Below are 13,266 nucleotides of genomic sequence, written 5' to 3'. Positions count from 1 at the left end.
GAGCGTCAGGTTTTAAGCATATAGTTGTCGATGTTGCTGCCCTCAAGGATCGCGAAAACACAGACATACCCTTCGTCGCGGTGAACGGCGGGATAATCGTTGCATAAGCGTTTTAACGCGGACTTATTCAGACAGCCGCCGAAACCGGCGGCTGTCTGAATAAGTCCGTGCGTGACGGTTGACAGAATTACAACGAATCAACAAGCTTCGCGTCGCCGCGAAGCTTGCCGAGCCGACGGAAACGCTGCTTGCCGCCTGCGATATCGACGGCGACGGAGCAATCACGGTCGCCGATGCGCTTTCGATCCTGCGCGTAGCGGCAAAGCTGGCGGATACGCTGTAAGATCAAGCGCTTATATTATCCGTAATTAACTATTTGTTATCTGTGCTTAACTTTTTCCAAAACCCCTTGACAAAAAATGGGGGGATAGAATACTTATGATAGAAGCATTTTCTACCAAGAAAATGGAGGAAACCACAATGAAAAACCTCAGCAAGATCCTTTCCGCGATACTGACGGCGGTAATGCTGCTCAGTCTGTTCACGGTACCCGCAGTCGTTCACGCCGAAGGCGGCGTCTGCGGCGAAAATCTCACGTGGACGCTCGAGGATGGCGTCCTGACCATCAGCGGCACCGGCCCGATGAACAATTATCTGAAATATAACGCTCATCAGTCATACGCCGTTGAACGCCCCGATTTAGACGACCTCGCCCCGTGGGGAACGGATATCACGAGCGTCGTCATCGAAGACGGCGTAACGACGATAGGCGACTATGCGTTCTATAACTGCCAGCAGATAGAAAGCATAGAGATCCCCGCGAGCGTTAAAACCATCGGCGACAGCGCGTTCTTTTCTGCCAAATTGAAAACGCTCGTTCTGCCGGAAGGCGTTGAAGAAATAGGCGACTATGCTTTCTGTGAATGCACTCTTGAAAGTAAAGATTTCCATATGCCGGATAGTCTTGCCGTGATCGGAGATTACGCTTTCCGTTATGCGTACTTTGGCGAGATACAGATCGGTAGCGGCGTAGTGGATATCGGCGCGGGCGCGTTTACCTATAACGTGGTCATCGATATTCCCGACAGCGTTCAGCATATAGGCAATGAAGCTTTTAAGAAAACGCGCTATTATGAAGACGCAAAGAACTGGCGAATGGATGCTCTCTATATCGGCAAGTGGCTGATAAAGGTCAAAGAGAATACCAAACTCGAGTTCTTCGTCGTCAAACGCGGCACGGAGCACATTGCCGATTATGCTTTTGAGAATTGCAAGTCGCTGAAAGACGACGTAATACTTCCGAAGAGCTTGAAGTCCATAGGAAGAAGCGCGTTCCAGGCCTGCAACAATCTCGAAGCGCTCGACATACCGGAAGGAGTGACGGATATCGGCCCCGGCGCGTTTTCCGGCTGCAAGGGCCTGACCGAGCTCAAGCTTCCGGAGTCGATAACCGAGATAGGCGATCAAATGGTATCCGGCTTGAGCTTTGAGCAATTCGAGATCCCGGATAACGTGGAACGTATAGGCGAAGGCGCTTTCCTGAGTTGTAATTATCTGAAGAGTATCACGATCCCCTCAAGCATAAAAAGAATAGAGTCGTGGACGTTTACAAATTTTATATCGCTCGAGGAAGTGAACCTCCCCGAAGGCCTTGAAAGCATCGGCGATTTCGCTTTCCTGGCATGCGCCTCTTTGCGCAGGATCGTTATTCCCAGAAGCGTTACAAGCATCGGCATGGGGCTTTTCTATTTCAACGTTCCGACGCCTACGGATATAGTTATGGCGGTATACGAGGGCTCGTATGCGCAGACCTACGCCGAAGAAAACGGCGTTCCTTATGAAATAATAGATGAAGAAAAGCCGATAGACGAGAATAATGAAGAGCTCGCCGGTGATATGGACGGCGACGGTGAGATAACCGTTTCCGACGCGCTGCGCGCGCTGCGTATCGCCGCGGGACTTGATGTTGCTGTAGCGACGAAGGGCACGAGAAGCGCGATCCTCGGCGACGTTGACGGCGACGGAGCCGTGACGGTTGCAGACGCACTCCAAATCCTCCGCAAAGCCGCAGGGCTCGCGTAAATAAGGCTCCCCTGTGTAAGGGGAGCTGTCGAGGGCGGTGTATGCCGCCCGAGGCTGAGGGGTTGTTGGTTTAATTCCGGCTGTGTGCGTGAATGCACAACCTCTCCGTCTTTCGCCTTCGGCGAAATCCACCTCCCCTTGCACAGGGGAGGCGAGAGATGTAAAAAGCCGCACCCGATCAGGTGCGGCTTTTCGTATGCGTTTTATTCGGCTCAGAGATCGAATTTGTCGTGGATCGCGATGACGGCGCGGTCGGCGTCCTTCTTGTCTATCAGCACGGAGATCTTTATCTCGCTGGTGGAGATCATCTGGATGTTGATGCTCGCGTCGTAAAGCGCCTCGAACATACGGGCGGCGACTCCGGAGTGCGTTTCCATTCCGGCGCCGACGATGGAGACCTTCGCGACGTCCTTGTCGACGAGGATCTTCTTATCCTTCAGCAGCTCGCTCTCGTGCAGCGCCTCGGCGGCGTAGTCCGCGTCCGCGGAGCTGACGGTGAAGGTCATATCCTTCGTGCCTTCGCGGCCGATGGACTGCAGGATGATATCGACGTTGATATCCTTTCTGCCCAGCAGGTCGAATATACGGAACGCGATGCCCGGAACGTCGGCGACGCCGACTACGGAGATGCGCGCGATGCTCGTGTCTTTGGTTACGCCCTTAATAAGCATTTTTTCCATTTTTGTTACCTCCACAACTTTGGTGCCTTTGGCTTTTGTAAGACTTGAGAGGACCTCAAGGTTGACGTTGTATTTTTTGGCTATCTCGACGGAGCGGTTCTGAAGCACCTGCGCGCCGAGGGTGGCGAGCTCGAGCATTTCGTCAAAGCTGATCTCGTCGAGCTTGTGCGCGTTCTTGACGATGCGCGGGTCGGCGGTGTAAACGCCGTCGACGTCGGTGTAGATCTGGCAGAGCTCCGCCTTCAACGCCGCCGCGATCGCGACCGCGGAGGTGTCGCTGCCGCCTCTGCCGAGGGTGGTGATGTTGTCGTATTTGCTGATGCCCTGGAAGCCCGCAACGATGACTATCTGCTTCTTATCGAGCTCCGCGAAGATGCGCTCGGTGTCGATCTTCTTGATGCCCGCGACGCCGTGCTTTGAGGTCGTCTGCACGCCCGCCTGCCAGCCGGTCAGCGAGATGACGGGGAAGCCCATCTTTTCGATGGTCATCGCCAGCAGCGACATGGATATCTGCTCTCCGGCGGAAAGCAGCACGTCCATTTCGCGCTTGGAGGGGCGCTCGTTGAGCTCCGCCGCTTTTTCGATCAGATCGTCCGTCGTGTCGCCCTGCGCGGAAACGACGACTACGACCTGGTTTCCTGCTTTGTAGGTATCGGTAACGATGCCCGCTACGTTCCGCAGCCGCTCCGCGTCCTTTACGGAGGAGCCGCCGAACTTTTGAACGATAAGTGCCATAAGTTTTTCTCCTTATATGTGGATAAGCGCGTTTGCGCGGGTTTATCAGAGCTCGATCACCCTTATGGTGGAGTAAACGTCGATGCCTTCTTCGGCGAGCTTCGCGCACTTCGCTTTCAGGTCGCCCTCGGTGGAGATAGGAGTGGTGAAGGCGAGCTCCGCGTCGGCGTAGCCCTCGATATAGTTTACGCTGCCGAAGACGGAAGCGACAAGCTTCGCGGTCTTTTCGTTGCGCAGGCAGCGCACGTAGTAGGCGGTTTCGTATTTGTCGAAGTCCTCGACGCAGCCGTCGATGGCGTCGGACCAGTAGAGCATCTTGCGCGCGGAGATGTGCTTGACGGCGTCGATGACGTCGGCGACGACCGCGCTGGCGGTCGGCATCTTGCCCGCGCCTCTGCCGTAGAAGATGACGTCGCCGATTGCGTCGCCCTTGACGAGTATCGCGTTGAATACGTCGTCGACGTGCGAGAGCTGCGAGACCTTGTTGAGTATGCAGGGCGCGACGAATATCTGCACCTTGCCGTTTTCAAGCCGCGAAGCCGCGGCGATGAGCTTGATCACGCCGCCGAAGCTTTTCGCCGCTTCGACGTCTTTCAGAGATATATTCCTAATGCCCTCGGTGTGCACCATGTTTGGATAGATATGATGGCCGAAGGCGAGGGAGGCGAGTATGCATATCTTGCGGCAGGCGTCCGCGCCGTCGACGTCCGCGGAGGGATCGCGCTCGGCGTAGCCGAGCTCCTGCGCGGTCGCGAGCGCGTTCTCGAAGGAGACGCCGTCCTCGATCATCTTGGTGAGTATGTAGTTAGTCGTGCCGTTGAGTATGCCGGCGATCTCAAAGAGCTCGTTGGCGGAGAGGCACTGGCTCAGCGGGCGTATGATCGGGATGCCGCCGCCGACGCTGGCTTCGAAGAGGAAGTTGAGGTTGTTTTCCTTCGCGATGCGGAGCAGCTCCGCGCCGTGCGTGGCGACCAGCTCCTTGTTGGAGGTGACGACGCTCTTGCCGCTCTCAAGGCAGCGCTTGACGAAGCTGTAAGCGGGGTTAAGCCCGCCGATGACCTCCACGACGACCGCGATCTCCGGGTCGTTGATTATCTTCTCGAAGTCCTTCGTGAAGCGGTCGGCGAGGGGATGGTCGGGGAAATCGCGTATGTCGAGTATATACTTGATGTCAAGCTCCATACCCGCCTTGCGTTCTATGCTGTTTCGGTTTTTAATGAAAAGCTCGGTGACGCCGGAGCCGACGGTCCCGTGTCCGAGAACGGCTATGTATTTCATATCCTGCCTCTTTCCAAATTATTTCAAATATACATTTTAGCATATAAGCCGCGCCAATGCAATTATTTTTTTCATATTTGTCGGGCAAAAACGAATATATTTTCAACAAAAGAGGGCGGAAAATCGTTTAATTAAGGTTGCAATTTCAAAGGGCGGGTGGTATAATCTTTATGGATAGAGGAGTGGTCGTATGCCCAAGCACGCAAGAAAGCCGAATTACAGGAATATCGCACTCGTGGGAGTGGCGGTCTTGCTTGTGATTCTTATAATAGTTCTTATCGTTTCGATGATTGGCAGGAAGAAGCCGGAACCCGCTGCCGGTTCGCTGGAGTCGATTTCCTCGAGCAGCTTCGAGAGCTCGGAGGAGGTGGACAGCAGCTCCGAAGACAGCAGTTCCGAGGAGGAAAGCAGCAGTTCCGCTGAGGAAAGCAGTTCGTTCAGCTCCTCGAGCGGCAAACCGGAAAGCTCGTCCTCGTCTTCGTCCTCGTCGTCCGAAACCACGACTCCGACCGGAAAATACGTCGCAATGCCCGAAACGCCTTACAGCTACGATACGACCGGCAAGACCGTCCGCAACGCCTTCGACGAGAATGGCGAGGTCGACCTGCTTTTCCCGATCAACTCTACTTACTATATCACGAGAAACTTCCAGGTCGCGAAGCTCGAGACCGTCGACGGCGACTACAAGATGGACTACCGCGCCGCCCCTCACTGTAGGGAAATGCTCGCCGCAATGCGCAAAGAACTTAACAGCGATATCAGCGCGTTCTCGACCTACCGCTCATACTCTTATCAGGAGGGCAACTTCCAGCGCAAGGTCAATAAACTTATCAGCAAGGGCTACAGCAAGACCGACGCTTACAACACCGCCGCGACCATCGTCGCTATCCCCGGTACCAGCGAGCACCAGCTCGGCCTCGCGATAGACGTTTACCTCTGGAGTCTTTATAAGCGCGACGGCGAACTTAACGAAAGCTTCGAGGGCACGAAGGAGTACAAATGGCTGCAGGAGCATGCGTGGGAATACGGCTTCATCCTGAGCTATCCAAAGGATAAGATTAAGGATACCGGCATCATCTACGAGCCGTGGCACTACCGTTACGTCGGCATAGAGAACGCGAAGGCGATCCGCGACAGCGGCAAGCTGCTTTCGCAGTGGCTCGAGGATCAGAACATAGTTTACGTCTACAACGGCAAATAAGCGCAATAACGAATAAAAGAGTCCTCCGCGGCATAGATTGTCGCGGAGGATTTTTTTGAGGTGAGCGCATGTTTGTTAAAACGTTTAAGATAAAAACCGCGGCGGTCGCCGCGGCCGCGGCCGTGACGCTCGTAACGGGTGCTTTATTGGGCGGTTTCGCGGCGGTGAAGACGGCTTCCGCGAAGAAGGAACTGCCGATATACAGCGTTGAGCGTGGTGATAAGAAGATTGCGATAAGTTTCGACGCCGCGTGGGGAAACGAGCAGACGGGGAAGCTTATCGACATACTCGCGGAGTACGGCGTGAAAACGACCTTCTTCGTCGTCGGGTCGTGGGTGGATAAATACCCCGACTCCGTCAAGGCGCTTGCCGACGCGGGGCACGAGGTGATGAACCACTCGAACACGCACCCGCATCTGACGCGCCTCGACGTTCAGCGCATGGAGGAGGAGATAAACGCCTGCTCTGACAAGATCGAGGCGCTGACCGGCAGGCGCCCCGACCTGCTCCGCGCGCCGTACGGCGACTACGACGACACGGTGATAAAAACCGTCCACCGCCTCGGCGTTTACCCGATACAATGGGATGTCGACTCGCTCGACTGGAAGGACATTTCCGCGGAAAAAATCGCCGAAAGGGTGCTTCGCGGCGTGAAGGACGGCTCGATCGTGCTCTTCCACAACGGCGGAAAGCACACCGCGGAGGCGCTGCCGGCGATACTTTCCGAGCTGCAGAGCCGCGGTTACGAGATCGTGCCGGTATCCGAGCTGATACTGCGCGATAACTATTATATCGACCACACCGGCAGACAGAAACCCGAAATAGTGAATAACACAGGGCCGACCGGACAATAATACCTTCGGAAAGGTCGGTGGAAGAGTGAGAGCGATACTTGCGTGCGGTACCGGCGGCGAAGGCGTTATAAGCGGGATTTCCGCGGGCTTTCGCGACGCCGGAGTTCCGCATATCGCGGTATCGGAGAACGGGTGCGAACACTTTTCGGGCGGACGCCGCGGCGGCGGGTACGCAATTGACGCCGCCGGAGATGCCCGCGAAGCCGCGCGCGTTTTGCTCGTTTCCGCCGACCGCCTTCCTTTTTTGCGCGGCTTTTCGGAGGCGTTGATAGTCTTGTGCTCCGAGGCTTCCGCGGACGTATCCGGTTTTGAGGGCAGGGCTTACGTCATAACCGACGGCGAAAGGGAAGCGCCGCCTGCGCTGAAACGCTTTCCGCTAATCTCGTGTGGTATGGGCGTGAAGAACACGCTGACCTTTTCAAGTGTGCGTTCCGACGGAGGAATCATCTGCCTTCAGCGGAAGCTGAATACCTTTTCCGGCAGGGTGGCGGAGCCGCAGGAATACCGCTTCCGCCGCTTCGAAGGCGAGCCGTTCGTTCCGCTCGCGGTGTTCGCGGCGCTGCTTATATGCGATTGCTTCAACGACGGGTGACCGCCGTTTTTCTTTGTCTTTACTTTTGCCCGTATTCGTGATATAATACTCTTGAACGAGGAAATATACCGCGTTGACAAACACCACACAATCGGTTGACAATGCACGAAAGGCGGCAGGTTATGGAAAGAGAATACATATTATCCAAGGTCGACCACACGCTTCTGAAGCAGGGCGCGACGCTCGCGGATATCAAAAAGCTCATTGACGAGGGGATCGAATACAAAACGGCTTCCGTCTGCATTCCGCCGTATTACGTCAAGGCGGGCGCGGAGTACGCGGCCGGCAGACTCCCGATCTGCACCGTGATCGGCTTTCCGAACGGATACTCCGTCACCGCGGCGAAGGTCTGCGAAGCCATCGAGGCGATCGAGTCCGGCGCGGAGGAGATCGACACCGTCATCAACGTCTGCATGGTGAAAAACGGCGAATACGACGCGCTCCTGCAGGAGCTTAAAATACTGCGCAAGGTCTGCACGGGCAAGATACTGAAGGTCATCATCGAGACCTGCCTGCTGACCGAGGAGGAAAAAATCGAGATGTGCCGCGTCGTATCCGAATCCGGCGCGGACTTCATAAAAACCTCCACCGGTTTCGGCGGAGGCGGAGCGACGCTCGAAGACGTCCGGCTCATGCGCGCCCACTGCGCCGATCACGTTAAAATCAAGGCGTCCGGCGGCGTCCGTTCCTTCGAGGACGCGGAAAAGTTCATCGAAGCGGGCGCTGACCGCCTCGGCACGAGCTCGCTCGTGAAGATATGCGCGGAGGGCAAATGATATGAAACGCGTTTTTCTCATCGTTCTCGACAGCGCCGGCATCGGTAACGCCCCCGACGCCGCGGATTTCGGCGACAAGGGCGCGAACACCCTGAAGACGATCTCGGCTTCGCCCGAGTTTTCCGTCCCGAATATGAAGCGCCTCGGGCTTTTCAATATCGACGGCGTGACCTGCGGCGAAAAAGAACGCGAGCCGATAGGCGCTTATGGCAGATTTTTCGAGCTCGGCAAGGGCAAGGACACCATCGGCGGCCACTGGGAGATCGCAGGCGTCGTCGCGTCAAAGCCCATGCCGACCTATCCGGACGGCTTTCCGCCTGAGATAATAACCGAATTCGAGCGCCTCACGGGCAGAAAGGCGATAGTCAACAAGCCGTATTCCGGCACCGAGATACTGAAAGACTACGGCAAACAGCACGTCGACACCGGCGCGCTCATCGTCTACACCTCCGCGGACAGCGTCTTCCAGATCGCCGCGCACGAAGAGGTCGTGCCTATCGAGAAGCTTTACGAATACTGCCGCATCGCGCGCGGCATACTCGTCGGCGAACACGCCGTCGGCAGAGTCATAGCGCGCCCCTTCGTCGGCACTGAGGGTAATTACACCCGCACTTCCAACCGCCACGACTTTGCGTTTCCCGCGCCCGGACGTACCGTCCTCGACGAGCTGAAGGATGCCGGCAGGGACGTTATCGCCGTCGGTAAGATAACCGACATTTTCGCCGGCAGAGGCGTGACCGAAACGATACTGACAAAGGGCAACACCGACGGTATGGCGAAGACGCTCGCCGTCGCTCAGCGCGATTTCGACGGGCTCTGCTTCGTCAATCTCGTCGATTTCGACGCGGTCTACGGCCACCGCAACAACGTCGACGGCTACGCCGCCGCCATGACGGAATTCGACCGCTGGCTCGGTGATTTCATGCCGCAGATGCGCGACGACGACGTGCTCATGATAACCGCCGACCACGGCTGCGACCCGGGATATCCCGGCACAGACCATACTCGCGAGGCGATACCGCTGCTGATGTACGGCAGGAACGTCAAGCCGCGCAGCCTCGGCACTCACGCCGGCTTCGACGGCATCTCGCGTATCGTGAAGAACTATCTGATGTAAGTTTGCATAAGCAAAAACGCCTCCCGCGAGGGAGGCGTTTAGTTATTATTCGATTTATCAGACCTTTGCGCCGCGGGAGTTGGTTTTGCCTTCCTCCTCGATCTCGCCGGCGCGGGAGAGCGCCATTTTCGTGAGCATCGGGCCGACCAGCTCGTATATCAGAACGGCGAAAAGCACTATGTTGCGTATAAGCACTCCGTCCGTGCTTCCGAGCTCCATCGCGGTGACGGACATTCCGAGCGCGACGCCCGCCTGCGGCAAGAGCGTAATGCCGAGGTACTTCGTCGTTTTCGCGTCGCAGCGCATCGCGGAAGCGCTGAAATACGCGCCGATATACTTTCCGGCGGAGCGGAAGAGGATGAAGAGCAGACCGATAACCACGACCGCGATATCGGAGAAGACCGAGAGCTTCAGCTGCGCGCCGGAGACCACGAAGAAGATGATGAAAAGCGGCGCGGTCCAGCGGTCGCAGCGCTCCATAAGCTCCTCGGAGAAGTCGCAGAGATTGCAGAAGATCGTTCCGAGCATCATGCAGGTCAGCAGCGAGGAGAAGCCGAAGTGCACTCCGCCGATCGTGAAGTCGAGCATCGAGATGCCGACGGTGATGAAAACGAAGGTTATCGCGAGCGACAGACGCTTCGAGCGCGAGTGGAAGAACCGCTCGAGGAATGTCAGAAGCAGGCTCATTATCGTGCCGAGCAGCAGCGAGCAGACTATCTCGATTATCGGCTCGACGGCGATGGACATAACGTCCGGAGCGCCGGTCTGCAGCGCTCTGGCGATGCCGAAGGAAACGGAGAACACCACCAGTCCGACCGCGTCGTCGAGCGCGACTATGGGGAGCAGCAGGGAAGTCAGCGGGCCCTTTGCCTTATACTGCCTTACGACCATCAGCGTCGCCGCCGGAGCCGTCGCGGACGCGATCGCGCCGAGCGTTATCGCGGCGGAGAGGGAGATCTTGTCCGGCATTATGAAGTGCAGGGTTATCAGCACCGCGTCGACGAAGAGGGTCGCGACGACCGCCTGAACGATGCCGATGACCGTCGCCTGCCTTCCGGTCTTTTTCAGCGAAGAAAGCCGGAACTCGTTCCCGATCGCGAAGGCGATGAAACCGAGCGCGACGTCGGAGATGATCTTCAGCGTGTTCATCTGCTCGTCGTTCGCGAATCCGAGCGCGGGCACTCCGAGCGCGCCGATGCAGAACGGGCCGAGCAGTACGCCGGCGACGAGATACGCGGTGACGGCGGGGAGCTTCAGCAGCTTCGCGAGACGCGACATGAGAAGTCCGGCGAGTATCGCCAGACCGATATTCAAAAGTATTGACGCTTCCATGTTTGATTGCCTCTTTTCAGGTGCTTGAACGCACAAGAATCTATTATAGTACTTTATTCGGAATATGCAAGTGTTTTTATTAAAAAACAGCAATAAAAAACGCGCGCAATCAATGCGCGCGTTGGGTGTAATTTTGAGTCAGAGTCGTCCCGCGATCATCTCATAAAGCGCGGCAGCGACCCCGTCCTCCGCGTTGGAAAGGGTAACGTAGTCGGCGACGGCCTTCAGCTCCGGAACGGCGTTCGCCATGGCGACTCCCAGCCCGGCGGCCTCGATCATCGGGATATCGTTTTTCTCGTCGCCGAAAGCGACGGTCTGCTCGCGCGGAACGCCGTAGAACTCGGCGAGCTTCAGCAGTGCGTTTCCTTTTGAAACGTCTCGGTGGACGAGCTCGATGAGGGTAGGCGCGGAACGGAACGCCGTGATCCTGCCTTGGAAGCGCCCGTCGACGAACGCCTGATTGTCCGCTGTTTTTTCCGGCGGGCTGACGTAGATTATCTTCGTTATCCCGCGCTTGACGATGTCGCGTATCTCGTCGGGGGAACCTATCACCGTGAGGTCCGCGTGCGGGTAGAAGGTCCTGTAAAACGCGGTTTCGGGCGTCAATTTGCTGAAAAAGAGGCGGTTATCCGACCATACGATCATATCCGTGCCGCGCTCCGTTCCGGCCTCGTACGCTTCGACGGCGTCGTCGTCCTCGAGGTCGCGGCGGTAGACGATCTCGCCGTCCGGCTTTATCAGCATCGCGCCGTTGTAGGTGATGACGGGGCAGGCGAGACCGAGGCGCTCGATGTAGCCCATAACGACTGTGCTCTGCGCCCTTCCGGTGCATATGGTGAAGATAAGTCCCTCTTTTTGCGCGGCTTTGACAGCGGCGACGGTGGCGTCGGTTATTTGCGAGCTTTTGTCAAGCAGCGTGCCGTCGAGATCGGCGGCGGCGAGTTTGTATTTCATACGTTTAGCTCCGCTTGCGGTTACTTTTTGAAGATGCCGAAGAGGCCCTTTTTCTCATACGGCTTGCGCGAAATGCCTTTCAGCTCGTACCCGGTTTCCGCGATGATCTCGCGGAGCTTCTCGTCGGGGATATCCTCGGCGGAGATAATGACCGTTTTTCCTTCGGAATGGGAGGATGTGACCTTCTTGACGTCAAAAGCGTTGCGTATCGCGCCGTTTACGTGCGATTCGCACATTCCGCACATCATTCCGTCGATATCGAGGGTTATTTCAAACATAATGAGTCCTTCTTTCGTGTGGTTTTACAAGGGGATTATAGCAGAACGGCGCGGGAAAGTCAACGCCTATCGGGCGATATGTGAAACGAATTCCTCGCGTTGCTGCTAAAGCCGCTTCGCTTCGCTCGCGCCTTCGGAGCTCGTTTCGAATCCCTCTCTTCTCCGCAGCAAAAGGCACTTGCGTTCGCAAGTGCCTTTTGCAATGATATCCGTTCCTTTCCGGAACGGATGATATACCTTACAGGTATGATATCCGCTACGCGGATGATATACGCTTCGCGTATGAAGGAACGGATATTATATCATATTGCGACAAAGGAGCAATATATCACGCTCACAAAGCGAGTATATCATACGGCGAAGCCGTATATCATTGACATTCATTTTATTATCTGCTATAATGCAAATAGAGATATTTGGGAGGGAAAGGAAAATGTCGGATAACAAACTCCTTGATCTTTCTTTTGAATTTGCCGTTGCTGTCGTGAACCTTGCCGACGGTATTAAATTGCCCAAAAGTTCATATATGATAGATCAATTTGCTCGCGCCGGAACATCTGTCGGTGCCAATATACACGAAGCACAGTACGCACACAGTAAAGCGGATTTTGTCGCTAAACTAGAAATAGCATTAAAGGAAGCGAATGAAACAAGCTATTGGCTTAAGCTACTTCACGAAACAAATCGCATTGATGACGCTGCTTATAGCAACACGGAAAAAGTGTGCGGGAACATCAGAAGGCTTTTGATAGCCTCCTGCCAAACGGCAAAGAGGAGCAATGAAAAAACTGATTTGAGGTAAATATTATGAAAAAATGGGTGGTTGAAGATTGGCAATTCATTTTGACGGCGATCGAAGGCAAAGCATCAGATTGTAGATTAGGAATTGAAAAAGGCGACAAATATGTATTTTCATACGGTTGCCCCGAAGACATTTGCCCGAGAGTAATGAATGACTTGTTCACTTGGTGCGAAGTTATCAGATGCGGAGGAGATTTTACATACCGCGGAGAAAAGGATAAGTTCGAAATGAGTATTATTTGTCCCTGCAGAATTATTAAATTTCACTTAAAAGCAATTCCAATTAACAGAGACATAAATGGGAAACCGCTTCCAAGCAATCATTATCCAAAAGTATAATACTTTTCAGCTGTACAAATAACTTTTCTTGCCTCGAAATCCGTACTTTTTGTACGTCTTTGCCAACAAAAAAACCACCCGAACGGGTGGCTTTTTTGGCGTCGGGAAAGGTACGGCGGCCACCCGTCGTGTCCGCGTACGGTTGGTTCTCTTCTCGCTTGCGCAACGCTCCACCGGAGCGTTGCTGCCGAAGCCGCTTCGCTTCGCTCGCGCCTTCGGAGCTCGTTTCGGATCCCTCTCTTCTCCG

General features: G+C 55.4%; 14 protein-coding genes. 8 read left to right on the top strand and 6 right to left on the bottom strand.

Translation table 11 applies throughout. From position 1 onward, the window contains the following. The first annotated feature begins 178 nt into the window (after positions 1-178). Positions 179-343, top strand: coding sequence for a hypothetical protein (locus IJL83_08015; GenBank protein MBQ6553541.1), 165 nt, complete (start codon positions 179-181; stop codon positions 341-343). 137 nt (positions 344-480) lie between these two features. Further along, positions 481-2,082 (top strand): leucine-rich repeat protein, encoded by a 1,602-nt coding sequence (locus tag IJL83_08010; GenBank protein MBQ6553540.1) that lies wholly within the window; start codon positions 481-483, stop codon positions 2,080-2,082. 212 nt (positions 2,083-2,294) lie between these two features. Here IJL83_08010 and IJL83_08005 read toward each other — a convergent pair whose 3' ends face one another. Both IJL83_08005 and IJL83_08000 read right to left on the bottom strand, forming a co-directional pair. Continuing rightward, entirely contained in the window at positions 2,295-3,497 is a 1,203-nt protein-coding gene (locus IJL83_08005; GenBank protein ID MBQ6553539.1) for an aspartate kinase, read from the bottom strand. Positions 3,498-3,542: 45 nt separating this feature from the next. Further along, positions 3,543-4,775 (bottom strand): homoserine dehydrogenase, encoded by a 1,233-nt coding sequence (locus tag IJL83_08000; protein MBQ6553538.1) that lies wholly within the window; start codon positions 4,773-4,775, stop codon positions 3,543-3,545. 190 nt (positions 4,776-4,965) lie between these two features. Here IJL83_08000 and IJL83_07995 point away from each other — a divergent pair, with 190 nt between their 5' ends. The 5 genes from IJL83_07995 (at position 4,966) to IJL83_07975 (ending at position 9,315) form a co-directional block, all read left to right on the top strand. Further along, the gene (locus IJL83_07995) at positions 4,966-5,976 is read left to right on the top strand and encodes a M15 family metallopeptidase (GenBank protein ID MBQ6553537.1); all 1,011 of its coding nucleotides are present in this window, start codon (positions 4,966-4,968) and stop codon (positions 5,974-5,976) included. Positions 5,977-6,044: 68 nt separating this feature from the next. Beyond that, positions 6,045-6,830, top strand: a complete 786-nt coding sequence (locus IJL83_07990; GenBank protein MBQ6553536.1) for a polysaccharide deacetylase family protein — start codon at positions 6,045-6,047, stop codon at positions 6,828-6,830. A 25-nt stretch (positions 6,831-6,855) separates the two neighbouring features. Further along, the gene (locus IJL83_07985) at positions 6,856-7,422 is read left to right on the top strand and encodes a hypothetical protein (GenBank protein ID MBQ6553535.1); all 567 of its coding nucleotides are present in this window, start codon (positions 6,856-6,858) and stop codon (positions 7,420-7,422) included. A 122-nt stretch (positions 7,423-7,544) separates the two neighbouring features. Beyond that, entirely contained in the window at positions 7,545-8,198 is a 654-nt protein-coding gene (gene deoC / locus IJL83_07980) for a deoxyribose-phosphate aldolase (GenBank protein ID MBQ6553534.1), read from the top strand. Between the two features lies 1 nt (position 8,199). Next, on the top strand, positions 8,200-9,315 hold the full coding sequence (locus tag IJL83_07975) for a phosphopentomutase (GenBank protein MBQ6553533.1): 1,116 nt from the start codon (positions 8,200-8,202) through the stop codon (positions 9,313-9,315). A 57-nt stretch (positions 9,316-9,372) separates the two neighbouring features. Here IJL83_07975 and IJL83_07970 read toward each other — a convergent pair whose 3' ends face one another. The 3 genes from IJL83_07970 to IJL83_07960 all read right to left on the bottom strand — a co-directional run bounded on the left by IJL83_07970 (position 9,373) and on the right by IJL83_07960 (position 11,879). Then, positions 9,373-10,647, bottom strand: a complete 1,275-nt coding sequence (locus tag IJL83_07970) for a cation:proton antiporter (protein MBQ6553532.1) — start codon at positions 10,645-10,647, stop codon at positions 9,373-9,375. A gap of 138 nt (positions 10,648-10,785) precedes the next feature. Beyond that, positions 10,786-11,601 (bottom strand): HAD family phosphatase, encoded by an 816-nt coding sequence (locus tag IJL83_07965; GenBank protein ID MBQ6553531.1) that lies wholly within the window; start codon positions 11,599-11,601, stop codon positions 10,786-10,788. 20 nt (positions 11,602-11,621) lie between these two features. Next, positions 11,622-11,879: a heavy-metal-associated domain-containing protein gene (locus tag IJL83_07960; protein ID MBQ6553530.1), complete on the bottom strand. Its 258-nt coding sequence runs from the start codon at positions 11,877-11,879 to the stop codon at positions 11,622-11,624. A gap of 433 nt (positions 11,880-12,312) precedes the next feature. Between IJL83_07960 and IJL83_07955 the strand changes: the two genes are divergently transcribed. Beyond that, positions 12,313-12,681, top strand: a complete 369-nt coding sequence (locus IJL83_07955; protein ID MBQ6553529.1) for a four helix bundle protein — start codon at positions 12,313-12,315, stop codon at positions 12,679-12,681. 282 nt (positions 12,682-12,963) lie between these two features. Here IJL83_07955 and IJL83_07950 read toward each other — a convergent pair. Continuing rightward, positions 12,964-13,266 (bottom strand): hypothetical protein (locus IJL83_07950; GenBank protein MBQ6553528.1); only part of this gene is annotated, 303 nt, incomplete at its 5' end.

It is taken from the genome of Clostridia bacterium, from assembly GCA_017438525.1.
GTDB lineage: Bacteria > Bacillota > Clostridia > Oscillospirales > RGIG8002 > RGIG8002.
The sequence above is the reverse complement of the archived record's forward strand: the minus strand, read 5'-3'. Positions and strand labels throughout refer to the sequence as shown.